General features: G+C 66.3%; 24 protein-coding genes and 2 pseudogenes. 12 read left to right on the plus strand and 14 right to left on the minus strand.

Going from position 1 to position 23270, the window contains the following annotated elements; genetic code table 11:
• Position 1: 1 nt before the first annotated feature.
• Positions 2–1306, minus strand: a complete 1305-nt coding sequence (locus CFB50_RS18135; RefSeq protein WP_089446775.1) for an MFS transporter — start codon at positions 1304–1306, stop codon at positions 2–4.
• 18 nt (positions 1307–1324) lie between these two features.
• Complete coding sequence (locus CFB50_RS18140) at positions 1325–1858, minus strand: 2,4'-dihydroxyacetophenone dioxygenase family protein (protein WP_043186175.1); 534 nt, start codon at positions 1856–1858, stop codon at positions 1325–1327.
• Between the two features lie 178 nt (positions 1859–2036).
• Here CFB50_RS18140 and CFB50_RS18145 point away from each other — a divergent pair, with 178 nt between their 5' ends.
• Complete coding sequence (locus tag CFB50_RS18145; RefSeq protein WP_089446776.1) at positions 2037–3017, plus strand: helix-turn-helix domain-containing protein; 981 nt, start codon at positions 2037–2039, stop codon at positions 3015–3017.
• An 82-nt stretch (positions 3018–3099) separates the two neighbouring features.
• Here CFB50_RS18145 and CFB50_RS18150 read toward each other — a convergent pair.
• The 3 genes and pseudogenes from CFB50_RS18150 to CFB50_RS18165 all read right to left on the minus strand — a co-directional run.
• A pseudogene (locus CFB50_RS18150) lies at positions 3100–3663 on the minus strand (GMC family oxidoreductase); the annotation flags it as partial.
• Between the two features lie 38 nt (positions 3664–3701).
• On the minus strand, positions 3702–4649 hold the full coding sequence (locus CFB50_RS18155) for an aldo/keto reductase (protein ID WP_089446777.1): 948 nt from the start codon (positions 4647–4649) through the stop codon (positions 3702–3704).
• Between the two features lie 384 nt (positions 4650–5033).
• A complete protein-coding gene (locus CFB50_RS18165) occupies positions 5034–5654 on the minus strand; it encodes a LysE/ArgO family amino acid transporter (protein ID WP_089428680.1) in 621 nt (206 codons plus the stop codon).
• 110 nt (positions 5655–5764) lie between these two features.
• Here CFB50_RS18165 and CFB50_RS18170 point away from each other — a divergent pair, with 110 nt between their 5' ends.
• Positions 5765–6658, plus strand: coding sequence for a LysR family transcriptional regulator ArgP (locus CFB50_RS18170; RefSeq protein ID WP_089446779.1), 894 nt, complete (start codon positions 5765–5767; stop codon positions 6656–6658).
• Between the two features lie 53 nt (positions 6659–6711).
• On the opposite strand, the gene fnr is transcribed toward CFB50_RS18170, so the two are convergent.
• The 3 genes from fnr to CFB50_RS18185 all read right to left on the minus strand — a co-directional run bounded on the left by fnr (position 6712) and on the right by CFB50_RS18185 (position 9015).
• Positions 6712–7458, minus strand: coding sequence for a fumarate/nitrate reduction transcriptional regulator Fnr (gene fnr, locus CFB50_RS18175; protein WP_069250392.1), 747 nt, complete (start codon positions 7456–7458; stop codon positions 6712–6714).
• Positions 7459–7560: 102 nt separating this feature from the next.
• The gene (locus CFB50_RS18180) at positions 7561–8028 is read right to left on the minus strand and encodes a universal stress protein (protein WP_069250393.1); all 468 of its coding nucleotides are present in this window, start codon (positions 8026–8028) and stop codon (positions 7561–7563) included.
• A gap of 576 nt (positions 8029–8604) precedes the next feature.
• Entirely contained in the window at positions 8605–9015 is a 411-nt protein-coding gene (locus CFB50_RS18185) for a DUF3005 domain-containing protein (protein WP_069250394.1), read from the minus strand.
• Between the two features lie 277 nt (positions 9016–9292).
• Here CFB50_RS18185 and CFB50_RS18190 point away from each other — a divergent pair, with 277 nt between their 5' ends.
• The gene (locus CFB50_RS18190) at positions 9293–9526 is read left to right on the plus strand and encodes a hypothetical protein (protein ID WP_069250395.1); all 234 of its coding nucleotides are present in this window, start codon (positions 9293–9295) and stop codon (positions 9524–9526) included.
• Positions 9527–9663: 137 nt separating this feature from the next.
• The gene (gene epsC, locus CFB50_RS18195; protein WP_069250396.1) at positions 9664–10584 is read left to right on the plus strand and encodes a serine O-acetyltransferase EpsC; all 921 of its coding nucleotides are present in this window, start codon (positions 9664–9666) and stop codon (positions 10582–10584) included.
• A gap of 45 nt (positions 10585–10629) precedes the next feature.
• On the opposite strand, the gene CFB50_RS18200 is transcribed toward epsC, so the two are convergent.
• The 3 genes from CFB50_RS18200 to CFB50_RS18210 all read right to left on the minus strand — a co-directional run bounded on the left by CFB50_RS18200 (position 10630) and on the right by CFB50_RS18210 (position 13086).
• Positions 10630–11433, minus strand: coding sequence for an SDR family oxidoreductase (locus tag CFB50_RS18200; RefSeq protein WP_069250397.1), 804 nt, complete (start codon positions 11431–11433; stop codon positions 10630–10632).
• On the minus strand, positions 11433–12065 hold the full coding sequence (gene folE / locus CFB50_RS18205; protein ID WP_069250398.1) for a GTP cyclohydrolase I FolE: 633 nt from the start codon (positions 12063–12065) through the stop codon (positions 11433–11435). The genes CFB50_RS18200 and folE overlap by 1 nt, the downstream gene beginning before the upstream one ends.
• Positions 12066–12159: 94 nt before the next feature.
• On the minus strand, positions 12160–13086 hold the full coding sequence (locus tag CFB50_RS18210) for a LysR family transcriptional regulator (protein ID WP_069250399.1): 927 nt from the start codon (positions 13084–13086) through the stop codon (positions 12160–12162).
• A 116-nt stretch (positions 13087–13202) separates the two neighbouring features.
• On the opposite strand from CFB50_RS18210, the gene pobA reads away from it, so the two are divergent.
• The 7 genes from pobA to CFB50_RS18245 all read left to right on the plus strand — a co-directional run bounded on the left by pobA (position 13203) and on the right by CFB50_RS18245 (position 20145).
• Positions 13203–14435 (plus strand): 4-hydroxybenzoate 3-monooxygenase, encoded by a 1233-nt coding sequence (gene pobA, locus CFB50_RS18215; protein ID WP_089446780.1) that lies wholly within the window; start codon positions 13203–13205, stop codon positions 14433–14435.
• Positions 14436–14577: 142 nt separating this feature from the next.
• Positions 14578–15294, plus strand: a complete 717-nt coding sequence (locus CFB50_RS18220; protein WP_069250401.1) for a 3-oxoacid CoA-transferase subunit A — start codon at positions 14578–14580, stop codon at positions 15292–15294.
• 19 nt (positions 15295–15313) lie between these two features.
• Positions 15314–15970, plus strand: a complete 657-nt coding sequence (locus CFB50_RS18225) for a CoA transferase subunit B (RefSeq protein ID WP_034189746.1) — start codon at positions 15314–15316, stop codon at positions 15968–15970.
• Positions 15971–16058: 88 nt separating this feature from the next.
• On the plus strand, positions 16059–17432 hold the full coding sequence (locus CFB50_RS18230; RefSeq protein ID WP_089446781.1) for a 3-carboxy-cis,cis-muconate cycloisomerase: 1374 nt from the start codon (positions 16059–16061) through the stop codon (positions 17430–17432).
• Positions 17432–18217: a 3-oxoadipate enol-lactonase gene (gene pcaD / locus CFB50_RS18235; RefSeq protein WP_039344475.1), complete on the plus strand. Its 786-nt coding sequence runs from the start codon at positions 17432–17434 to the stop codon at positions 18215–18217. The genes CFB50_RS18230 and pcaD overlap by 1 nt, the downstream gene beginning before the upstream one ends.
• A gap of 10 nt (positions 18218–18227) precedes the next feature.
• Positions 18228–18614: a 4-carboxymuconolactone decarboxylase gene (pcaC, locus tag CFB50_RS18240; RefSeq protein ID WP_034206288.1), complete on the plus strand. Its 387-nt coding sequence runs from the start codon at positions 18228–18230 to the stop codon at positions 18612–18614.
• Positions 18615–18786: 172 nt separating this feature from the next.
• On the plus strand, positions 18787–20145 hold the full coding sequence (locus CFB50_RS18245; protein ID WP_089446782.1) for an MFS transporter: 1359 nt from the start codon (positions 18787–18789) through the stop codon (positions 20143–20145).
• Positions 20146–20205: 60 nt separating this feature from the next.
• Here CFB50_RS18245 and CFB50_RS18250 read toward each other — a convergent pair whose 3' ends face one another.
• Positions 20206–20454, minus strand: a complete 249-nt coding sequence (locus CFB50_RS18250; RefSeq protein WP_089446783.1) for a hypothetical protein — start codon at positions 20452–20454, stop codon at positions 20206–20208.
• Positions 20455–20564: 110 nt separating this feature from the next.
• Entirely contained in the window at positions 20565–21179 is a 615-nt protein-coding gene (locus CFB50_RS18255) for a LysE family translocator (protein ID WP_069250406.1), read from the minus strand.
• A gap of 280 nt (positions 21180–21459) precedes the next feature.
• On the opposite strand from CFB50_RS18255, the gene CFB50_RS18260 reads away from it, so the two are divergent.
• A complete protein-coding gene (locus CFB50_RS18260) occupies positions 21460–21849 on the plus strand; it encodes a hypothetical protein (protein WP_174948439.1) in 390 nt (129 codons plus the stop codon).
• Between the two features lie 117 nt (positions 21850–21966).
• On the opposite strand, the pseudogene CFB50_RS18265 reads toward CFB50_RS18260, so the two are convergent.
• Positions 21967–23217: pseudogene (locus CFB50_RS18265) on the minus strand (IS256 family transposase).
• Positions 23218–23270: the final 53 nt, after the last annotated feature.

Below are 23270 nucleotides of genomic sequence, written 5' to 3' on the forward strand. Positions count from 1 at the left end.
GTCAGTGGCCTCCGAGGTTTTGTGCATCGAGACGGCTCGCGGCCGAGCCGGCGAGCGCGCGCTTGCGCAGCACGGCGGGTGCGGTCTCGACGAGGCCGAACGACAGCACGCACGCGAGGATCGCGCCGGCGGCCGACGTCCACATCGCGAACGGCAGGCCGTACTTGTCCGCGGCGAAGCCGGCGACGGTCGGTGCAACGAAGCCGCCGATCAGTTCGCCGGCGCCCATGATCAGGCCGAGCGCGCTGGCGATCGCGCGCGGCGGCACCGTTTCGGCCGGGATCGTCGCCATGAACAGCGTGAAGCAGCCGAGGCCCGTGTACGTGGCGAACACGAGCGCGCCGAGCGCCCACAGTGAGCCGGCATGGATCATCACGACCGGGCACACGGCCGCGATCAGCGCGAACGCGATCATCGTCGGCTTGCGGCCGATCCGGTCGGAGATCGCCGGCACCGCGAAGCCCCAGAACACCCACGCGGCGCCGAGGCAGGTCATCACGACGCCCATGTCGGATGGCGACAGATGGCGGCTTTCCACGAGGAACACCGGCGCGAACGAGATGATCACGATGAACCACGTCAGGAAGAAGCAACTGATCAGCATGCAGAGCAGGATGTTGCGCTCCTTCAGCAACGCCCAGCGGCTGACTGCCGCGCCGCTCGCGGCCGGTGCGCCGGCGGGTTCGGCCTGCGCGTGCCGCACGCCGCCGGGCGGCACTTCGCGCACCCAGCGCCAGATGCAGAACGCGATCAGGAAGCCCGGAATGCACGACACGTAGAACGCCTCGCGCCAGCCGTACCTGGTCGCGATGCCGATGACCACCGGCGGGCCGATCATCGCGCCGAGCAGGCCGGCGGCGGAGCCTTGCAGCAGGCCCATGTTCAGCCCGCGGCGGCTCGGCGTCGAGCTTTCGACCATCAGCGATTGCGACAGCGGCAGCACGGGGCCTTCGGCGATGCCCATCAGCGCGCGGAACGCGATCAGGCTCGCGAAGCCGCCGACGAGCCCTGACAGCGCCGAGCACACGGAAAAGCCGAGCACGGCCGCGATCAGCAGCGGCTTGCGCGTGCCGCGTGCATCGGACCACGCGCCCGTCGCGGCGCCGGACAATGCCCACGTGAGCGCGAGCGCGGACGACACCATGCCGAGCTGCGTGTTCGTCAGGTGCAGCTCAGCCGACATGAACGGGAACAGGAACGACAGCGCGAGGCGGTCGAAGAACACGAAGCCGAACGTCATGAACAGGATCAGCAGCAGCCTGTTCTCGTACGTCCACGCGGATCGGGAGGAGGAAGGGGATGTCATGGTGAGCCTCGCCGCGCGTCAGCGGAACAGCTTCTCGATCGCTTGCGCGCCGAGGCCGACCTTCTCGTAATGCGCCTTGCACATCGCGATGTACGAATGCACGTCGAAGTAGCCGTCGGGATTGCCTGCTTCGTCGAGCCAGATCAGCGGCCCCTTGACGATGAAGAACGCGCGCATCGGCTCCGGGTGATCGAACGCGACGAGCGTGTGGCCTTCGCCCGGTGTTTCGTACACGAAATCGCCGCGCGTCGCGGTCCATTCGTGCTCCAGATAACCCCACTTGCCCGACAGCGTGTAAGCAAACACCTCGTGCGGGTGATAGTGCCGGTTCACGAGCCCTGCTTCCTTGGCCATCAGGATGTCGCACCATTTGTTCTGCGACGGCGAGATCCACAGCGGCCGCGACGAAACCGTTTCGGTGAACGGAACGTAATAGCGCTCGTCGTCGGTGGCCGCGTTCGCGATGTACGCTTCGGGCAGTGCATCGGGCTTGAACGGATTGGCAATCGGCGGAATGTTTTGCCAGAATTCGGCTACGGCTTTGTCGACCACGGTTTGTCTCCTGGTATAGGGGGTGTCGTGGGCTCGACTTTAGCCAGCCGGTGCGCGCCGCTCTTGACTGGGCTGGACGCATTGCTTGATCGCGCCGGACATTGCATCGCAACAAATTCCGGACGAACCATCCCCCAATCCGTGCTGCTCCGCACGACAGGCGCCAGCAGGAGGCGACGTGACGAATACGACCGTTTTTTCCCGCACGCGAGGCTCGACGGCCGACGTGCCGGCGCGCGACAGGATGGCGTACTGGGATGCGTTCAATGCGGCGACGCTGGTCGGGCTGCGCTGCTCGTCGCTGTCGCCGGCCGGGCTTGAGGTCGAGAAGACCGATATCGCACTGCCGGGCCTCGGCATCGCGGACATCAGCGGCCAGGATCACGTGATCGAGCGCAGCCCCGCGCTGGTGCGCCAGTTGCCGAAGGAGTCGTTGTTCGCGTGCCAGATCCTGAGCGGGCGTGCGTATTTCATCCAGCGGGATCGTTGCCTGCTCGCGGACGCCGGCGATGTCGTCGTCTACGACACGCGCGTCCCTTATCTGTTCGGATTCCTGACGCCGATGCGGCAGCTGCTGATCGATATTCCGATCACGACGTTCGACGACCGGCTCGATGCGGAACTGGCGGCGCTGCCGCTGCGGATCGCGCCGAAACCCGGCGCGGGCGCGATGCTCGGCACGACCTTGCGCGCGAGCGTCGTGCGCTTCATGAAGGATCCGGTCGAGCGTGACGCTGCGCGGTTCGCCGAACACACGCGCACGCTAATCGCCGAACTCATCGATGCGGAGGTGAACGGTGCAGGCGCGTCGCGTGCGTCGCTGTCGTATCTGCTGACCGCGAAGCAGTACGTCGCGACGCATCTCGGCGACCCGGAGCTCGGGCCCCAGGCCGTCGCCGACGCGGTCGGGCTGTCGCTGCGGCATCTGAGCCGGCTCTTTGCGGCCGAAGGCGAGTCGATCACGCAGCACATCTGGTCGGAGCGGCTGTCGCATGCGCATCGCGAGCTGACCGATGCGCGGCTGCGCAAGACGAGCGTCGGCGAAATCGCGTTTCGCTGGGGCTTTTCGAGCCAGGCGCACTTCAGCCGTGCGATTCGAGATCGCTATGGCGCGTCGCCGATGGCGCTGCGCGACGCGGCGCGGGCGGACAGGGGCTGATTCCGGCAGTTGATGTGGCGGCGCGTGTCTCACGCGCCGTTTTTTATTGTCGTGAACGAAAGCGCCTGCGTGCGGCGTTGCGTTATTCCGTCAGCATGAACTCCGCACAGCGCTCCGCGATCATGATCGTCGGCGCGTTCGTGTTGCCGGACACAATGCGCGGCATCACCGATGCATCGCAGATCCGCAATCCGTCGACACCTTGCACCGCGAGTCGCGGCGTGACGACCGCCTGCTCGTCGTTGCCCATGCGGCAGGTGCCGGCCGGGTGATAGACGGTTTTCGCGCGGTGCCGCACGTAGTCGGCGAGTGCCGTATCGGTCAACGTCTCGGCTTCGCGTACGATGCGCGCGAGCGACGGCGCGCGGATGATCTGCCGCGCGAGCGCGACGCCGCGCACGAGGCCGTCGACATCGGCCGGGTCGGACAGCGCGCCGCTGTCGAACAGCATCGGCGCGGCCGGATCGTTGCCGCGCAGTCGCACCGAGCCGCGCGAGCGCGGCCTGAGCAGGCACGGGTTGATCGACAGGCCATGGCCGGGCAGCGGTTCGCGATCGACGTCGCCGACGAGCGTCGGCAGCACGTGGAACTGAATGTCCGGGCGGCCGCTGCCGGTGGTGTCGACGAACGCGCCGGATTCGACGACGACGTGCGATCCGATCGACCGGCCTGCTACCAGCGACTTCAGCCCGCGCTGGCTTCGTCGATCCGGCGAATGTCATCCTGATCGAGCTGAACCCGGATCGCTTCGCCGAGCGATGCCAGCTGCGCCAGCGACGTCGCGCTCGCGATCGGTGCGGTGATCGTCGGCCGCGCGATCTGCCACGCGAGTGCGATCGCGGCCGGCTGCGTGCCGTGCTTCTCGGCCACCGCATCGAGCGTGGCGAGAATGCGCAGCCCGCGTTCATTGAGATACCCGGCGACGCGATCGCCGCGCACACTCTTCTTCAGGTCGGCCTCGCTGCGGTACTTGCCCGACAGGAAGCCGCTCGCGAGCGCGTAGTAGTTGACGACACCGAGCTTCAGGTCGCGCACGACCGGTTCGAGATCGCGCTCGTAGTCGGCGCGGTCGAGCAGGTTGTATTCGGGCTGGATGACCTGGTACGCGGGCAGGCCGTCGCGCTGGCTGATGTCGGCGGCTTCGCGCAGGCGTGCGCCGCTGTAGTTCGATGCGCCGATGATGCGCACCTTGCCCGCGTCGATCAGCGTTTGATAGGCGCCGAGCGTTTCTTCGAGCGGGGCCGTATCGGCGAGGTCGCGATGCGAGAAATACAGGTCGATGTAGTCGGTCTGGAGGCGGCGCAGCGAATCGTCGGCGGCTTTCAGGATGTTGTCGCGGGTCAGCCCCGCGCGCGCGCCCAGCAGCCCGACCTTGGTCGCGATCACGACCCGCTCGCGTTTGCCGGTACGCTTGAGCCATTTGCCGATGATCGTTTCGGATTCACCGCCGCTGTTGCCGGGAACCCAGGCCGAATAGACGTCGGCCGTGTCGATGAAGTTGATGCCGGTGTCGGCGAGCGCGTCGAGCAGCGCAAACGACGTGTTCTCGTCGACGGTCCAGCCGAAGACGTTGCCGCCGAACGCTAGCGGCGAAACCTGGATGTTCGACGTGCCGAGGGTGCGTAGTGCCATGTTCTGCTCCGATATCTGCGGGGTGACGGAATGGAACTTCGGGATGGGCCGCAACGATCACGGCGAGACGACGGGGTACGCGGTGCGGTCACGCCGTTGTCGCGGGACGCCGGACATTCTCGCCGATCGCTCCGATTCGTGCAGGCGGCGCGCCGTCGCGATGGCAGGCGATTTGACGCAGTTGACGGACACCCCGTCCGTTGCGTGAGCGCTTCGCGTGGCTGCGTTCGATCAGGAACCGATTTTTGTTGCGGCTGGCGTGGCGGGGCGCGGAACCGCGCGTGGGCGGGAGCGGGTGGAAGGGCGGGAAGGGATGCTCCAGCGTGGCGCCGGAGCGGGCGGGACGACGGGCGGCGAGCGGCCGCCCGTGCGACGGTGAACCGGTCAGCGCAACTGCACCGCCGCGAGAAACAGCACCATGCTGCCGATCGCGCCATCCAGCACGCGCCACGCCATGGCCTTGCGGAACCACGGTGCCAGCAGTCGCGCACCGTAGCCGAGCCCGAGGAACCACACGACGCTGACCGACATCGCGCCGATCGCGAACGCGAGCCGCGCGCCTTCCGGCTCGCGTGCGCCGGCCGTGCCGATCAGCAGGAACGTGTCGAGATACACGTGCGGGTTGAGCCACGTGAACGCGAGCGTCATCAGCACGATCGCGAGGCCGCTCTGCGGCGGCGGCGCGACCGCGTCGCCGCGCACGTCGAGCGTTTCGTGGCCCGGCTTGAACGCGCGGCGCAGCGCGTTGATGCCGAACCACGCGAGATACGCGAGGCCGAGGTACAGCACCGCGTGGACGAAGGTCGGATAGCGTTCGACGAGCACCGATGCGCCGCCCACGCCCGCGCCGATCAGGATCATGTCGGACAGTGCGCACAGCAGCACGATCTTGCCGACGTGTGAGCGCATGATGCCCTGCCGCAGCACGAATGCGTTCTGCGCGCCGATGGTGACGATGAGCGATCCGCAGAGTACGGCGCCGTGGGAAAAAGCGAGCCAGTTCATGGTGGGTGACAACAGTGGAAGCAGTGGACGGATGAATCGGGTAGCGCTAGTCTGCGGTCAGCTTGAAAATAAGAGAAGCTAAATCACCTAATGCGGATTAAGGAAATCTAATGCTCGACTACGCGTTGCTCGATGCCCTCGCGGCCGTGATCCGGCACGGCTCGTTCGAGCGGGCGGCCAAGGAACTGAACGTCACGGCGTCGGCCGTGTCGCAGCGCGTGAAACTGCTGGAGGAGCGGGTCGGCAGCGTGCTCGTCAAGCGCGGGCAGCCATGCGTTGCGACGACGTCGGGGGCGCTGCTGTGCCGGCACACCGAGCGCGTGCAACTGCTCGAGGCCGAACTGGGGGGCCGGATGCCGGCGTTGCCGGGCCAGATCGCGAGCGCGTGGCCGACGTTGCGCGTGGCCGTCAACGACGACAGCGTCGCGACGTGGTTCATCGACGCGGTCGGGCCGTTCTGCACGGAGCGCGAGACGTTGCTCGACCTCGTGATCGACGACCAGGATTACACCGCGTCGCGCATTCGCGACGGCAGCGTGCAGGGCGCGGTGACCGCGCAGGCGGAGCCGATCCAGGGGTGCCGGTCGGAGCGGCTCGGGCGCATCCGCTATCGCGCGGTGTGCTCGCCGGCTTTTTACGAACGCTACTTCGACGCGGGCATTACGCGCGATGCGCTGCGCCGCGCACCGTGCGTGATGTTCAATCCGAAGGACGGGCTGCAGGCGCGTTTCATCCGGCGCGTGACGCGTGCGGATCTCGATCCGCCGCAGCACTGGATACCGCACGTCGCGGGCTACCTGCGTGCGTGCGAAACGGGCTTGGGATGGGGGATGTGTCCGGACCGGATGGTCGACCGCCAGCTGGTGGCGGGTGAACTGGTCGACATGTCGCGCGGGCGAACGATCGACATCGACCTTTACTGGCAGAGCTGGCGTTTGTCGATCGGCTGGCTCGACGATTTCAGCGCGGCGCTGAAGGCGCGCGCCGCGCTGTTTCTCGATTGACTGATCGCGTGACGCAGGCGGCGCGCGAGAGGGGCGCGCCGTGCGGCATCACATCAGACGTGATGCAAACCGTCGAAATCGACGATCTGGACGTGGCGGCCCTGCATTTCGATCAGGCCGCGCTTCTGGAATTTCGACAGCGTGCGGCTGACCGTTTCGAGCGTCATGCCGAGGTAGCTGCCGATGTCTTCGCGCGTCATCCGCAGGTTGAATTCCGACGGCGAGTAACCGCGCTTCAGGTAGCGCGACGAGACGTCGAGCAGGAATGCGGCGACACGTTCTTCGGCATTCAGCGAACCGAGCAGCATCGTTTGCGACGTTTCGCGCACGATCTGTTCGCTCATCAGCTTGTGCATGCGCAGCTGCATCGAACCGGCTTCGGAGCAGAGCGTCTTGAGCGCGCTGTATGGAATCACGCAGACCGAGCTGTCTTCCAGCGCGACCGCGGTGCGCGGATGCGTGTCGTCGCAGATGCCGTCGAGGCCGAGCGCTTCGCCGGCGAGATGCAGGCCGGTGACCTGCTCGCGGCCGTCGTGGCGCGTCGCGATGGTTTTCAATGAACCCGAGCGCACGGCGTACAGGTTGTCGAATGCGTCGCCTTCGCGGAACAGCGCTTCGCCGCGCTTGACGGGGCGCGCCGCGCAGATGACCGACTCGAGGCGACTGAGCGCCTCGGGCGCCAGGCCCTGCGGCATGCACAGGTGCCGCATTGCGCACGACGAGCAGTGCGCGGCCTGGCGAGGAGCCCAGCTACCGGCATGAGGCGTGGCGGCGGGACGTGTGGCGACGGGCGTCAGCATGATCGTTTACTCCGGCGTTGAATCGACGGAATCATTGTCCCACCGCAACTTGGCGCTGTCGGGTGACAAAACGTCGCGACGCGCGCGCATGCCGAACGCTGCTCACGCGGCCGGTTCGTCGACGTTGGCGGCCGCCGGAATCAGCAGCACGGGCAGCGTCGCGTGGCGCACGCATTGCTCGGCGATGCTGCCGAGCACGAGACGGCGGAACCCGCGGCGGCCGTGCGTGCCGAGCACGATGAGATCGGCACCGAACGCTTTCGCGCCGTCGAGGATCAGTGACGACACGTCGTTGAGCGACGTCGCTTCGCCCAGCTTCGTCTCGCCTTTCACGCCCGCTGCCTGCATCAGCGCGGTGAAATCCTTCGCGAGTGCGTTGCCCTGCGCGACGAGCTGATCGCGCAGCACGGATGGATCGTAGCCGGGCACGTTGTAGTAGATCGCGGCGTTCTCGACGACGTAGAACGGTTGCAGCTCGGCACCGTGCGATTTCGCGAGCGCCAGTGCGGCATCGAACGCATGGCGGGACGTGTCGCTGCCGTCGACGGCAACCAGAATACGCTTGTACATAGTGTCTCCGAGTGGCGGGTTGAAACGAAGTCGGCCGGATGGCCGATCGGGCTGGGCAATGCGCAGGCTGCGAGGCAGAGTAAACCAATGACCGGGACTTTGCAGTGAGGTGCCGGTCGTGCCGCGCGGCGGCGCCGCTTCCGTTTCCGCGGCGCACTGCCATGCATCTGGCGCATGCTGCGACGCGCGACGCGCGACGCGTGTCGTGCGACGTGGTGGTCGCTGTCGTCTGCATCGTCGACGGGAAGGCATGCGCGCGCATCGGCGTCGCGCGTGGCGCACGCACACGCGCACGCCGATCGCATCGACACGGCACGACGGTCACGCGGATGCATTGCCCGCATCGCCATTCAATCGCAACCGCGGCGTTTCGACATGACCTCGATCAACGCATGTGCGTCAGCGCAATTCACGGCGTGCATGGCACTGCCGGTGCCGCTGCGTGGAATCGTTCGTTCGTGCATCGTGCGGTTGCCGGTGCAGGATCGGCACACGATCGCGTATGCCGATCCCCGGCCATCGGCTGCCGGCCGATACCGGTGCGCAATCGAACGATCGATTCAAACGCCGCGCCGGCTATCTCGGCACGGCGGTCAGCTCGAAGACGCGTTCCGGCCGACGCTGGTGGCCGGGCCAGTACGTGCTGCCGTACATCCGGTGGACGGGGCCGAACAGCGCGTCGCTCATGGGTGGCGGCGCGTCGAAGCCCTTCTCGATCACCATGTAGCCGGCACGCAGCGCGAACGCCGGATGATTGCCGCCGGGGCGGCTGTCGAAACCGGCGAAGCCGTCGCCGGCTTCCGGCATCGCATTGACGAGCGACGCGTTGCTGCGCGTGATTTCGTCGGGCGAGATCGGTCCGCCGCCGGCAAGGCGCGACGCCTCTCGGTTCTTGCCGTCGGTGTCGACCGTGCTGTCGTGCGTGTCGTCGTTGTCGAGCTCGATGCTGCGCGGACGCGAACGATCGGTTTGATCGGATGATTCCATCGCGGCTCTCCTCGCGGCGAAGCGTTCCGGATCGAAGCAAATCCCGTTCCGGGCGTGACGGGAAAAGGCGCGCGGGCGATCGCCGCGGTCGCGCGACGCGCACTGATTTGTCATGATTTATTTCAGCTAGAAGACCCGTTTTCTACAGAGTATGATTCTTTTCCTGCGAAGCGGCGACAGGGGATTCGGTCGCGCCGCCTCTGCCCGCGCCGGGGGCCGCAGCACCCTTAAAGACGGGTAGTGAACAACAAAGCAAGGGACTAGAGGTGGCGGATTCATGCAAGCGACTACTGCCTTCACGCACCGCGGTTATCTGTTGAACTGCGCGCCCGCGCGTACCAGTGACGGTTCGTTCAAACCCTACGTCGTGATCTCCCGATCGAGCGACGGGGAACTCGTTGCGAACCGATTTTTCCCGATCGAGCTCCAGTTCAACGACGAAAGCGACGCGATCGCGCACGCGCGCGACTGGGCCGTGCGATGGATCGACGCGAGCAGCATCACGATCTGACGCCGTCGCGATCCAGTGCCATCGGCCGTCCGGCCGATCCCCGGCGTGCCGCTCCCGGACGGAAAACGCGGTAATCTTGCGGAACCCGTCACTTTATTAGCGGCCGTGCGACCGAGCGCGGCCGCCTGCATTGGCATATGTCGACATCACCCGCCCGTCAGTGGGGCCTTGAAGAAATCGTTGCCGGCTTGCGCGAGTCGCGCGAGGAACTCCATCGCACGCGCCATCCACGCGGCATTCGCGAACTGCCGTCGCGCGATGCGATCTGCAAGATTGTGACCGGCCTGCGCGCGTCGATGTTTCCGACGCACTACGGCGCCCCCGATCTGACCGACGAAAGCGTCGACTTCTACGTCGGCCACACGCTCGAGAGCACGCTGCGCATTCTGTCCGAACAGATCCGCCGCGCGCTGCCGTTCCTGCCCGAGCATGCCGATACGCCGTTCGCGGAGCTCGACGAACGCGCGTTCGAAATCGCGCGCGAATTCGGCCGGCAGTTGCCGGCGGTCCGCGCGCTGCTCGTCAGCGATATCCAGGCCGCGTATGCCGGCGATCCGGCCGCGCAGCACATCACCGAGATCCTGCTGTGCTACCCCGGCGTGCTGGCGATGATGCATCACCGGCTCGCGCACGCGCTGCACCGGCTGGGCGTGCCGCTGCTGGCGCGATTCATCAATGAAATCGCCCACTCGGCTACCGGCATCGACATCCACCCGGGCGCGCAGATCGGCCCGAGCTTCTTCATCGACCACGGCACGGGCGTCGTGATCGGCGAGACGGCGATCATCGGCGAGCGCGTGCGCGTGTACCAGGCCGTCACGCTCGGCGCGAAGAGCTTCCCCGCCGATGGCGACGGTGCGCTGGTCAAGGGCAATGCGCGGCACCCGATCGTCGAGGACGACGTGGTGATCTACGCGGGCGCGACGATTCTCGGCCGCGTGACGATCGGGCGCGGCTCGGTGATCGGCGGCAACGTGTGGCTCACGCACAGCGTGCCGCCCGGCACGAGCGTCGCGCAGGGCAAGGTTCGCGAAGGCGGGAGCGCCGACAAGCCGTAACGCGGCGCGCGGCCGACGGCTGCCGGCCGCCACGGCGCGCACCGGTCAGTGCTTGCCGTCGGGCGCGCGGTGCTTGTACAGCACGTCCTGGTCGACGCGGATCAGGTTCTGCCCCGCATCGACGACGAAATCCACGCCGTTGTACGCATTGCCCGTCAGCATCAGGATCGCGCTCGCGACATCGTCGGGGCCCGCGATGCGCGCGAGCGGCGTCGATGCGCGGCTCGCGTGTTCGAAGTCGGCTTGCGTCTGGTCGTCGCTCGGCAGCATCAGCCCGGGGAACACCGCATTCACGCGCAGCACCGGCGCGGACGACAGCGCGAGCATCTGCGTGAGGTTGCCGAGCGCGGCCTTCGCGACCGTATAGCTGAAATGGTCGCGGTGAAAGTTTTCCTTGATCTTCTGATCGACCACATTCACGACGACACCCTGCGCGCCGGCCGCGCGAGCCCGTTCGTAGAACGCGCGCGTGAGCAGGATCGGCGCGCGGCAGTTGACGGCCCACGCCTGGTCGAACGCCGCGAGGTCGAAGCTCGGGAAATGGTCCTGCCAGAACACCGATGCGTTGTTGACGAGCACGTCGAGGCGCCCGAAACGCGCATACACCTGGTCGATCAGCGCGGTGATCTGCGCGGCATCCGACAGGTCGGCCTGCAGTGCTACCGAATCGTGCCCGCGGTCGGCGATCGCACGGGACGTTGCCTGCGCGGCATCGGCTGACCGGTCGTAATGCACCGCGGTGCGATAGCCGTGCGCGGCGAAATACTCGGCGAACGCGCGCCCGGCCCGGCGCGCGGCGCCGGTCACGAGCACGACGGGCGCGTGCGCCGCTTGCTTCGTCTGCTCCATTACGTATTCGTCAGGTTCACTGAAGACGGATTCGCGACGATCGACAGGAATTCGCGCCGCGTCGACGGATCGGTGCGGAACGAGCCGAGCATGCGCGACGTGACCATCTCGACGCCCGGCTTGTGCACGCCGCGCGTCGAGATGCACTGGTGCGCGGCTTCGAGGATCACGCCGACGCCCTTCGGCTCCAGTACGTCGAACAGCGTGTCGGCGATCTGGACGGTCATCTTTTCCTGGATCTGCAGGCGCTTCGCGAACGCGTCGACGAGGCGCGCGAGCTTCGAGATGCCGACCACGCGATGGTTCGGCAGATAGGCGACGTGCGCGCGGCCGATGATCGGCACCATGTGGTGCTCGCAGTAGCTCTCGAAGCGGATGTCCTTCAGCACGATCATTTCGTCGTAGCCGTCAACTTCGCTGAACGTGCGCGCGAGGATGTCGCGCGGCTCCAGCGCATAGCCGGCGAAGAACTGCTCATAGGCGCGCACGACACGTGCGGGCGTGTCGATCAGGCCTTCGCGCGCGGGATCGTCGCCGGCCCAGCGCAACAGCACGCGAACGGCGTCTTCCGCTTCTTCACGGCTCGGGCGGGATGCGGCCGGCTCGGGCCGCGCGGACTTCTTTTTAGCCATCTATCTGCTCCATTGAATGCCGCCGCCGGGGCGGCGCGGAATCCGGGCATTGTTTCATGCTTTCGCGGGGCGCGTGTGCGGCCCGGCACTCACTTCACTTCGGCCATTCGTCCTGCTCGTCGTTGAACAGCGACGCGACGACGCCGCGCAGCCACGCGGTGCGCGGATCGTTGTGATATTTGCGATGCCAGTGCTGCTTCAGGTCGAAGCGCGGCAGCGCCAGCGGCGGCTCGACCGGCACGATGAACGCATGCTCGGCCGCATATGCGTAGCCGATCGCATGCGGGACCGTCGCGATCAGGTCCGTGCGGCTCAGGATGAACGGCAGGCTCATGAAGTGCGGTGTCTCGAGCACCGCGCGGCGTTGCATGCGCTGCTTCGCGAGATATTTCTCGAGCACTTCCTGGCTGCGGCCTTCGGCCCGCACCACCGCGTGCCCGCACGTGAGGAATTGCTCGACCGTGAACGGCGGCGCCTGCTCGAACGGATGGCCGCGTCGCATCAGGCACACGAACCGGTGCGTGAACAAGCGCTGCTGGAAGAAGTTGTTGCCGTCGAGATCCGGGAAGTAGCCCACCGCGAGATCGATCGAACCGGCTTCGAGGCCACGGCCGACTTCGTCGTGCGCGAGCGAGACCGAGCGCAGGTTTGCGTGCGGCGCGCGCGTCGCGAACGCCTGCAGCAGCTTCGGCAGGAACACGATCTCGCCGACGTCCGACAGCGCGATCGAAAACGTGTGTGTGCTCGCGGCCGGGTCGAAATCGTGCGGTGCGACGAGGCCGCGCTCGATCTGCGCGAGCGCGTCGCGGGCGGCCGGCAGCAGCGCGAGCGCGCGCGGCGTCGGCTCCATCCCGCGCGACGTGCGCACGAACAGCGGATCGCCGAAGTACTCGCGCAGGCGGCCGAGCGCGGTGCTCACGCGCGGCTGGCTGACGCCGAGCAGGTCGCCCGCGCGGCTCACGTTGCGCGTGTCGTCGAGCGCGACGAGGTAGGGAATGAGGTTCAGATCGAGCGCATCCATCGCCGGGCCAGTATCTCCAAAACGTATACAACATATCTCCTGAATCGCGTTGCCGCATAGTCGGGAAAGCGCTCAAATGTGTTCCATTACTCGAACCAATGTTCAGGAGACGAACAATGCGTACCCAGGTCGCCATCATCGGCGCCGGCCCGTCCGGCCTTTTGCTTTCCCATCTGCTGCGCCTGCAAGGCGTCGATTCCATCCTCGTCGAAGCGCGTTCGCGCGAATACTGCGAGAACCGCATCCGCGCCGGCGTGCTGGAGCAGGGCACGGTCGACACGCTGAACGAAGCCGGCCTCGGCGACCGGATGCGCCGCGAAGGGCTCGAACATCACGGTATCGAACTGCTGTTCTCGGGCCAGCGCCACCGCATCGACCTGTCGGAGCTGACCGGCGGGCGCGCGATTACCGTCTACAGCCAGCACGAAGTGGTGCGCGACCTGATCGCGGCCGGCGTCGAGCATGGCCACGCGATGCACTTCGAAGTGAGCGACGTCGCGCTGCACGACGTCGAGGGCGAGCACCCGTTCGTCACGTTCAAGCATGCCGACGGCCGCGAAGACCGCATCGACTGCGACTACATCGCCGGCTGCGACGGCTTCCATGGCGTCGCACGCCAGACGATTCCGGCCGAGCGGCTGAACACGTTCGAACGCGTTTACCCGTTCGCGTGGCTCGGCATCCTCGCCGACGCGGCGCCGTCTCTCGACGAGCTCGTCTACGCGCATCACGACAACGGTTTCGCGTTGTTCTCGATGCGCTCGCCGACGGTCACGCGCCTGTACCTGCAGTGCAAGCCCGACGAAGACCTCACCGAATGGTCCGACACGCGGATCTGGGACGAATTGCACACGCGCTTCTCGAACGATACGGGCTGGACGCCGACCGAGGGCCGGATCACGCAGAAAAGCGTGACGCCGATGCGCAGCTTCGTGTCCGAGACGATGCAGCACGGGCGCCTGTTCCTCGCCGGTGACGCCGCGCACATCGTGCCGCCGACCGGCGCGAAGGGGATGAACCTGGCGGTGGCCGACGTCCGCGCGCTGTCCCGCGCGCTCGGTGCGCGCTACCGCAACGGCGACGCGACGCTGCTCGACACGTATTCCGCGACCTGCCTCGAGCGCGTGTGGCGCGCCGAGCACTTCTCGTACTTCATGACGAACATGCTGCATTCGTCGCCGGAAGACTCGCCGTTCGTCAATCGCCTGAAGTTTGCCGAGCTGAAATACGTGACGCGCTCGCGGGCCGCCGCGCAGGCGCTCGCCGAAAACTACGTCGGCTTGCCGTTCGACGACGCAGCGGCCCCCGAGGCAACCCGCCTTGACAACGCGCTGTGCGCGACTCTATGATCGGCCCATCGTTCGCTAATCGAATCTAGGTTCGAATAGCGAACAAAACCGGGATCGACATCGGCCCCGGCGCGGCACGCGGCACGCGCGTGTCCCCTCGACAGGCCGCGCATCGAGCCGCGGGTTCGTATCAGGAAGAGACATGGTCAACAAGATTTTCGAATCGCTTCAGTCGGCGGTGGCCGACATCCACGACGGCGCGACAATCATGATCGGCGGCTTCGGCACGGCAGGCATGCCGTCCGAGCTGATCGACGCGCTGATCGAACAGGGCGCGCGCGACCTGACGATCGTCAACAACAACGCGGGTAACGGCGAGACGGGCCTCGCGGCGCTGCTGAAGGCGAAGCAGGTGCGCAAGATCATCTGCTCGTTCCCGCGCCAGAGCGACTCGCAGATATTCGACGGACTGTACCGCGCGGGCGAGATCGAGCTGGAGCTCGTGCCGCAGGGCAACCTCGCGGAGCGCATCCGCGCGGCGGGCGCCGGCATCGGCGGCTTCTTCACGCCGACGGGTTACGGCACCAAGCTCGCGGAAGGCAAGGAAACGCGCGTGATCGACGGCAAGCCGTATGTGTTCGAGACGCCGATCCACGCCGATTTCGCGCTCGTGAAGGCGTACAAGGGCGACCGCTGGGGCAATCTCGTGTATCGCAAGACGGCACGCAACTTCGGGCCGATCATGGCCAGCGCCGCGAAGGTCGCGATCGTGCAGGTGTCGGAAGTCGTGCCGCTCGGCGCGCTGAACCCGGAACACATCGTGACGCCGGGCATTTTCGTCCAGCGCGTCGTCGAGGTGCCGCAGGCCGCGCACGCGGCCGAGCTGGCCGCCGAACACGCCACGTCCCAAGCCGCCTGATTGCCTCGAGGAATTCGACATGAAACGACTGACCCGCGATGAAATGGCCAAGCGCGTCGCCCAGGACATCCCCGAAGGCGCGTACGTGAACCTCGGTATCGGCGTGCCGACGCTGGTGGCGAACCACCTCGACCCGAGCAAGGAAATCTTCCTGCACAGCGAGAACGGCCTGCTCGGCATGGGCCCCGCGCCCGCGCCCGGCGAGGAAGACGACGAACTGATCAATGCCGGCAAGCAGCACGTGACGCTGCTCACCGGCGGCGCGTATTTCCACCACGCGGATTCGTTCGCGATGATGCGCGGCGGCCACCTCGACTACTGCGTGCTCGGCGCGTTCCAGGTATCCGCGACCGGCGACCTTGCGAACTGGCATACGGGTGCGCCCGATGCGATTCCGGCGGTCGGCGGCGCGATGGACCTCGCGATCGGCGCGAAGCAGGTGTTCGTGATGATGGAGCACCTGACGAAGCAGGGCGAGAGCAAGATCGTCGCGCAGTGCTCGTATCCGGTCACCGGCGTGCAGTGCGTGAGCCGCATCTATACGGATCTCGCCGTGCTCGACGTGACGGCCGACGGCCTCGCGGTGAGCGAGATCTTCACCGACCTGTCGTTCGACGAACTGCAGAAGCTGACCGGCGTGCCGCTGATCGACGCGACGCAAAAGGCCGCTGCCTGAACCCCGGGCGTGCCGGCGCGTGCGCTTGCGCGCATGCCGGCACGCTTGGGTGGACAATAGGCGCACGCCGTTTCCCCAATCTGATGCCATGCTCGAAGACAGCGCCCGCCTGACCTCCCTCATCTGCGGCACCGAGCCGCTCAACCGGATCTGGTCGCCCCGCGCGACGATCCAGCGGATGCTCGACGTCGAGGCCGCGCTCGCGCGTGCGCTCGCCGCGCAGCAGGTGATTCCCGCCGCCGCGGTCGCGCCGATCGAACGCGCATGCGATGCCAGCCGGCTCGACGCCGACGCGCTCGCGCACGGTGCGGCGCTCGGCGGCAATCTCGCGATTCCGCTCGTCAAGCAGCTCACCGCGCAGGTGAAGGCCGACGATCCCGAGGCCGCGAAGTTCGTGCACTGGGGCGCGACGAGCCAGGACATCATCGATACCGCCACCGTGCTGCAGTTGCGCGACACGCTCGATGTGCTCGAGCCGATGCTGGACGAAGCATGCGCATCGCTCGCGGCGCTCGCGCGCACGCATCGCGCGACGCCGATGATCGGCCGCACATGGCTGCAGCAGGCGCTGCCGATCACGCTCGGCCTGAAATTCGCGCAATGGCTCGATGCGCTGCTGCGCCATCGCGCGCGCGTCGCCGAATTGCGCGAGCGTGCGCTCGTGCTGCAGTTCGGCGGTGCGGCCGGCACGCTCGCGAGCCTGCGCGAGCAGGCGGCCGGCGTCACGGCTGCGTTGGCGGCGGACCTGAAGCTCGCGGCGCCGGCCGTGCCGTGGCACACGCAGCGCGACCGCATTGCGGAAGCCGCGTCCTGCTTCGGGATGCTGACGGGCACGCTCGGCAAGATCGCGCGCGACGTGTCGCTGCAGATGCAGACCGAAGTCGGCGAGCTCGGCGAGCCGGCCGCCGCCGGCAAGGGCGGCTCGTCGACGATGCCGCACAAGCGCAACCCGGTCGGCTGCGCAGCCGTGCTGACGGCTGCCGTACGTGCGCCGAACCTCGTCGCGACCGTGTTCGCGGGCATGGTCCAGGAACATGAACGCGCGCTCGGCGGCTGGCAGGCCGAGTGGGATGCGTTGCCCGATCTCGCGCGCCTGACCGGCGGCGCGCTGGCGCAGATCGCGCAGATCGTCGCGGGCCTCGACGTGAACACCGAACGCCTGGCCGCGAACCTCGACCTGACGCGCGGGCTGATTCTCGGCGAAGCGGTGATGCTCGCGCTCGGCGACAAGATCGGCCGGCTCGACGCGCATCACGTCGTCGAACAGGCGTCGAAGGAAGCCGTGCGCACGGGCGCGACGCTGTTCGACGTGCTCGCCGCCGATGCGACCGTGTCGGCGCATCTGTCGGGCGACGCGCTCGCGCGGCTGCTCGATCCCGCTCAATACGTCGGCGAGGCGCAGGCCTACGTCGACGCCGTGCTCGCGCTGCATGCGGGCGCGCAATCACCAGGAGAACATTGATGCCTTTCGCCACTGTCAACGGCGTGAAACTGCATTACCGGATCGACCGTGCCGCGCGCGACGACGCGCCGTGGCTCGTCTTCTCGAACTCGCTCGGTGCCGACCTGCAGATGTGGGCGCCGCAGATCCGCCCGCTCACGCAGCACTTCAACATCCTGCGCTACGACACGCGCGGCCACGGCCATTCCGACGCGCCGGCCGGTTCGTACACGATCGAGCAGCTCGCCGGCGACGTGATCGGCCTGCTCGACCACGTCGGCATCGCACGCGCGCATTTCTGCGGGATCTCGATGGGCGGGCTGACGGGGGCTGCGCTGGCCGCACGCTTCCCGTCGCGCATCGTTCGCGCGGTGCTGTCGAACACCGCCGCGAAGATCGGCTCGCCGGAAGTGTGGGCGCCGCGTGCGCAGAAGGCGCGTGCCGAAGGGATGGCCGCGCTCGCCGACGCCGTGCTGCCGCGCTGGTTCACCGACGCGTTCGTCGAACGCGAGCCGCGCCTGTTCGACGCGATCCGCGACACTTTCGTGCATACCGACAAGGACGGCTACGCGGCGAACTGCGACGCGCTGAACGCGGCCGACCTGCGCGAAGAAGTGAAAGGCATCGCGCTGCCGGTGCTCGTCGTGACCGGCGCGAAGGACATGTCGACGCCGCCCGATCAGGGCCGCGCGCTGGCTGCCGCGATTCCGGGTGCGCAGCACGTCGAATTCGACGCCGCGCATATTTCGAACATCGAGTGCACCGACGGCTTCAACCGCGCGCTGCTCGATTTCCTGACCGCGTGAGGCACCGGCGATGGATGACCAGGAACGTTATGAAGCAGGGATGAAGGTGCGTCGCGCGGTGCTCGGCGACGCGCACGTCGACCGTTCGCTCGAGAACCGCACCGAGGTGACCGACGAATTCCAGAACCTGATCACGCGCTATGCGTGGGGCGAGATCTGGACGCGCGACGGCTTGCCGCGCCATACGCGCAGCCTGCTGACCATCGCGATGATGGTGGCGCTGAACCGCGGCGAGGAACTGGCGCTGCACCTGCGCGCCGCGCGCAACAACGGCGTGACGCGTGACGAGATCAAGGAAGTGCTGCTGCAGACCGCGATCTATTGCGGGGTGCCGGCCGCGAATTCCGCGTTTCATCTCGCGGACAAGATCTTCAAGGAACAGGATGCGGCTGGTTAAGTGCCGGCTGTAGTGCGATGTTGAAGTCGGGGCCCGCTGATGGTTGGCGGGCCTCGACGATGAATGAACGCGCCGGCAGAGCATCGGCGCGCGGCGCACCGGATGGCTGGTGCGCGAACAAGGGCAAGACGTGGTTCCGAGGCCGCGTCGCTTATATATCAGGAGACTCGCGATGAATCGCGCACCCGTGGTCGATGTCCAGACCTTCATCAACGAGCAGCCGTTCGGCGGTTTTCAATGGCTCGTATTCCTCATGTGTTTCGTGATCGTGCTGCTCGACGGCTTCGATACGGCTGCGATCGGCTTCATCGCGCCGTCGCTGCTCGGCGAATGGAACCTCACCAAACCGGATCTCGCACCGGTGCTGAGCGCCGCGCTGTTCGGCCTCGCGTGCGGTGCGCTCGTGTCGGGCCCGCTGTCCGACAAGCTCGGGCGCCGCTCGCTGCTGCTCGGCTCGGTATTCCTGTTCGGCGTCGCATGCCTGATGTCCGCATTCTCGACGACCATCGGACACCTGACGATCCTGCGTTTCATCACCGGCGTCGGGCTGGGCGCGGCGATGCCGAACGCGGTCACGATGATGGGCGAGTTCTGCCCGGACAAGCGCCGCGCGACCGTGATCAACCTGATGTTCTGCGGCTTTCCGCTCGGCGCCGCGTTCGGCGGTTTCCTGGCTGCATGGATGATTCCGCATTTCGGCTGGCGCAGCGTGCTGATCCTCGGCGGCGTGACGCCGCTGCTGCTCGGCGTGCTGTTGCTGCTGAAGATGCCGGAGTCGGTGCGCTTCATGGTCGCCAACAACCACGCTGTCGATAAAGTTCGCGCGACGCTCGCGCGCATCTCGCGCGATGCGCTGAACGCCGGCTCGTTCGCGATGACCGAAGCCGCACCGCAGACCGGCAGCAAGGGCCTCGGCGTCGTGCTGTCGCGCTCGTACATCGTCGGCTCGGTGATGCTGTGGCTCGCGTACTTCATGGGCCTCGTGATCTTCTACGCGTCGATCAACTGGATGCCGATCCTGTTGAAGGATGCCGGCCTGACGCCGAAGAGCGCGACGCTGATCTCCGCGCTGTTCCCGCTCGGCGGCGTCGGCGCAGTGCTGTGCGGCGTGCTGATGGACCGCTTCAACGCGAACCGTGTGATCGCGGTGTGCTACGCGCTGACCGCGGTGAGCGTCTATGCGATCGGGCAGGCGGCCGGTAACGTCGGGCTGCTCGTGCTGGTCGTGTTCGTGGCCGGCGTGCTGATGAATACCGCGCAATCGTCGATGCCGGCGCTGGCTGCCGCGTTCTATCCGACCGAAGGGCGCGGCACGGGTGTCGCGTGGATGCTCGGCGTCGGCCGCTTCGGCGGGATTGCGGGATCGTTTCTCGTCGCCGAGCTGACGCGCCGGCATTTCTCGTTCGCGGGCGTGTTCGCGACAATCGCCGTCGCGGGCTTGCTCGCGTGTGTCGCGCTGCTGATCAAGCAGATGGCGCGGCCGCATGGCGTGACGCAGCCGGCAGGCAAGATCGAATCGCTCGGGCATTGAGCGAAGCGCGGGCCGGTGCGATGCGCCGGCCCGTCGATACGGCGGCCGGCGGGCCGCCGGCTATTCCTCCGCGTCGTGTTTCTTCACGAAGTCGCGCAGATACGCGCGCAGCGCGGCCTCCCGGCTGCGATGATCGGCGAGATTCGCGGCGCCCATGTCTTCCTCTTCGCCAAACATCGTCGGCGGCGCGCTGTAGATACCGATCTCGATGTCCTCGCGCAGCACGCGAATCTCGTGCGTGAGCGGGTGATACTCGGCGATCCAGTGCATCCCCTCGATGTGTTCGCCCGCCCTCAGCAATGGCTTCATCGATACTCTCCCGGCAGCAGCGGCGCAACCGGCGAAACGGCGGCGCGCGCCCGTATCAAAAGGGTACGCCTGCATCGGGCGAATCTCAACGGGCGCGCGGTGAGCGCTCACTACGCCAGCAGGTGCGCGACCAGCGGATACAGCGACAGGATCAGCAGCACGGCCATCGTCATGTTGAACATGCGCAGCGCGCGGGGGTTCGACAGGAAGCGGCGCAGGCCGAGGCCGAAAGCGGCCCACAGGCAGATGCACGGGAAGCCGATCAGGATGAACACGACGGCCATCCATGCGGCGTTCATCCCGTAGTCGGCGGACAGGCGGACCGTCGTCGCGGCGGTCAGCACCATCATCCAGGCCTTCGGGTTGATCCACTGGAACGCGGCGGCTTCGATGAACGTCATCGGGCGCGGCTTGCCGCCGTGCGCCTTCACTTCGCCCGACGTGCCGATGCGCCACGCGAGGTACAGCAGGTACGCGACGCTCGCGGCTTCGAGGATCGTGTACAGCAGCGGCATGCGCTTGAACGCTTCGCCGAGGCCGAAGCCGACGCAGAGCATCAGGATCGCGACGCCGATGCTGATGCCGAACAGGTGCGGCATGGTGCGGCGGAAACCGAAATTGACGCCGGATGCGAGCAGCATCGTGTTGTTCGGGCCGGGTGTGATCGACGTGACGAGCGCGAACAGCATGCCGGCGGGCAACGCGCTGAGGGTGAGGAATTCCATCGCGGATTCTCCATTCGGTTCTGGACTGGGATGGAGGTCAGTTTAGCGACGGTTTTCTGTACAGTACCGGTACAGATGGGTTGACGAATGCCGGTACGGGGGGAGGGGGATGGGGTTGCGGGCGTGTGCTTTTGTTGTTGTCTCTCAGAAAAGATGTCCGCAGTCTCAATAAGTTGTCTTTGAATAATTGGCTACTTTCTACATGTGAGGGATGTAGCCCATGTCAGCAGGCAGAAAATGATCGGAGAATATTTGGCGATGGTGGTATATGACGCAATGTTTGATCGACGGTATCAGATCAACGTTGTCGCATTGGAGGCGCTCATTCGCCATTCCACGTGCGATCTCGCTCACGCAAAAAGTATCGTCGATCACGACCGTCAAGCAGCGCTTGGCAGCGATCTGTCACCTGTTCGACTGGCGCGTTACCGGCCACGTTGTGTCGTGCAACCCGGTTGCGCCGATGAAGGGCCCGAACTACACCACAAAGCAGGGCAAGATGACGGTGCTCGACGCGACCGAAGCGGGGCAACTGCTCGACAGTGTCGATGTGAGGATGCCGATCGGGCTACGTGACCGCGCGCTGATCGCGTTGATGGTGCTTTCGTTCACGCAGATCGGCGCAGCGCTCACGATGCGAGTCGACGACGTCTATGTGCGACAGCACTGACTGTAGGTGCATCTGTACGAAAAACGCGGCAAGGCGCTCACGATGCCGTGTCATCACACGCTCGAAGCGTACCTGCAGGGAGTGTCAGGATTTCCGTGTTCAAGGCGGGTGGAACAATTACACGGAAGGTCGGACGAACCGATCTGCATAAAGGATAGCGAATTGGTTCATGGCCGTCTTCCAGTCATGCGCGGCACTTCCCCAATTCGCGGTGATGTTGCGCAAGGCCAGCCAGATGAGCTTGGTGGCGGCCTCGTCGGTCGGGAAGTGACCACGGGTCTTGATGATCTTGCGCAACTGCGAGTTGATATTTTCAATCGCGTTCGTCGTGTAGATGATCTTGCGCACACCCGGCGGAAACGCAAAGAACGGGATCACGCGATCCCAGGCGTTGCGCCACGCGCTACTGACGGTCGGGAATTTCTGGCCCCACGGACCATCCGCAAACGCATCGAGTTCGGCCTGAGCGGCTTCCGCACTGGGGGCGGCGTAGATCGGTTTGATCGCGGCGGCCAGTCCTCGGCGGTCCTTCCAACTGGCGTAATCGAGGCTGTTGCGGATCAAATGGACGATGCAGGTTTGCAGCGTCGTGGCCGGAAACACTGCTGCCAGCGCTTCGGGCATGCCCTTCAGTCCGTCAGTGACGGCGATCAGGATGTCGTGAACGCCGCGCGTCTTCAAGTCATTGAACACCTTCATCCAGAACTTGGCGCCCTCGGTATTCTCGATCCACAGGCCCAGGATCTCTCGCGTGCCGTCGGGCAGCACACCCAGCGCCAGGTACACCGCCTTGTTGCGCACGACGGCGTCTTCGCGAATCTTGACCCGCAGTGCGTCGAAAAACACGACCGGATACATTGGCTCGAGCGGCCGGGCCTGCCAGGCGGTTACTTCGGCCATGACCTCGTCGGTGACCGAGCTGATGAAGTCGGGCGAGACCTCAGTGCCTTACTGTTCCAGCAGGAAGCCTTGGATCTCGCGTACGGTCATGCCTCGGGCATACATGGCGACGATCTTGTCGTCGAAGCCCGTGAAGCGCCGTTCATGCTTGGGAATCAGGATGGGTTCGAAGCTGCCGTCGCGGTCACGCGGCACCTCGATACGGATCGGACCGTCTTCGGTCAGAACCGTCTTGGCCCCTTTGCCGTTGCGCTGATTCGTGGCGTTGGCCGGCTTGGCAGCACCGGGAGGGTAGCCGAGATGATGGTTCATCTCGCCGCCCAGTGCCCGTTCGATCAGCGCCTTCTTGAGCGCCAGCGTCGCGGCATTGATGGCTTCAGCCGTCATCGGACCGTTGCCGAACTGCTCAAGCAACTCGGCCGGAATCGCCGGCAGAGCCGCCGGCTGGGCTTTCGGTTTGCGAGGCATAAATTCTCCTTGGGAGCATGTTATGCCTTAAACACAAAATTCCTGACAGGCCC

This window comes from Burkholderia sp. AU33423 (assembly GCF_002223135.1).
GTDB classification, from domain to species: domain Bacteria; phylum Pseudomonadota; class Gammaproteobacteria; order Burkholderiales; family Burkholderiaceae; genus Burkholderia; species Burkholderia lata_D.

Bases quoted from the DNA above. Each gene is read 5' to 3' on its own strand.
- CFB50_RS18135 (WP_089446775.1), bottom strand. From the start codon at position 1,306: ATGACATCCCCTTCCTCCTCCCGATCCGCGTGGACGTACGAGAACAGG.
- CFB50_RS18155 (WP_089446777.1), bottom strand. From the start codon at position 4,649: ATGGCACTACGCACCCTCGGCACGTCGAACATCCAGGTTTCGCCGCTA.
- CFB50_RS18165 (WP_089428680.1), bottom strand. From the start codon at position 5,654: ATGAACTGGCTCGCTTTTTCCCACGGCGCCGTACTCTGCGGATCGCTC.
- CFB50_RS18170 (WP_089446779.1), top strand. From the start codon at position 5,765: ATGCTCGACTACGCGTTGCTCGATGCCCTCGCGGCCGTGATCCGGCAC.
- fnr (WP_069250392.1), bottom strand. From the start codon at position 7,458: ATGCTGACGCCCGTCGCCACACGTCCCGCCGCCACGCCTCATGCCGGT.
- CFB50_RS18180 (WP_069250393.1), bottom strand. From the start codon at position 8,028: ATGTACAAGCGTATTCTGGTTGCCGTCGACGGCAGCGACACGTCCCGC.
- CFB50_RS18185 (WP_069250394.1), bottom strand. From the start codon at position 9,015: ATGGAATCATCCGATCAAACCGATCGTTCGCGTCCGCGCAGCATCGAG.
- CFB50_RS18190 (WP_069250395.1), top strand. From the start codon at position 9,293: ATGCAAGCGACTACTGCCTTCACGCACCGCGGTTATCTGTTGAACTGC.
- epsC (WP_069250396.1), top strand. From the start codon at position 9,664: ATGTCGACATCACCCGCCCGTCAGTGGGGCCTTGAAGAAATCGTTGCC.
- CFB50_RS18200 (WP_069250397.1), bottom strand. From the start codon at position 11,433: ATGGAGCAGACGAAGCAAGCGGCGCACGCGCCCGTCGTGCTCGTGACC.
- folE (WP_069250398.1), bottom strand. From the start codon at position 12,065: ATGGCTAAAAAGAAGTCCGCGCGGCCCGAGCCGGCCGCATCCCGCCCG.
- CFB50_RS18210 (WP_069250399.1), bottom strand. From the start codon at position 13,086: ATGGATGCGCTCGATCTGAACCTCATTCCCTACCTCGTCGCGCTCGAC.
- pobA (WP_089446780.1), top strand. From the start codon at position 13,203: ATGCGTACCCAGGTCGCCATCATCGGCGCCGGCCCGTCCGGCCTTTTG.
- CFB50_RS18220 (WP_069250401.1), top strand. From the start codon at position 14,578: ATGGTCAACAAGATTTTCGAATCGCTTCAGTCGGCGGTGGCCGACATC.
- CFB50_RS18225 (WP_034189746.1), top strand. From the start codon at position 15,314: ATGAAACGACTGACCCGCGATGAAATGGCCAAGCGCGTCGCCCAGGAC.
- CFB50_RS18230 (WP_089446781.1), top strand. From the start codon at position 16,059: ATGCTCGAAGACAGCGCCCGCCTGACCTCCCTCATCTGCGGCACCGAG.
- pcaD (WP_039344475.1), top strand. From the start codon at position 17,432: ATGCCTTTCGCCACTGTCAACGGCGTGAAACTGCATTACCGGATCGAC.
- pcaC (WP_034206288.1), top strand. From the start codon at position 18,228: ATGGATGACCAGGAACGTTATGAAGCAGGGATGAAGGTGCGTCGCGCG.
- CFB50_RS18245 (WP_089446782.1), top strand. From the start codon at position 18,787: ATGAATCGCGCACCCGTGGTCGATGTCCAGACCTTCATCAACGAGCAG.
- CFB50_RS18250 (WP_089446783.1), bottom strand. From the start codon at position 20,454: ATGAAGCCATTGCTGAGGGCGGGCGAACACATCGAGGGGATGCACTGG.
- CFB50_RS18255 (WP_069250406.1), bottom strand. From the start codon at position 21,179: ATGGAATTCCTCACCCTCAGCGCGTTGCCCGCCGGCATGCTGTTCGCG.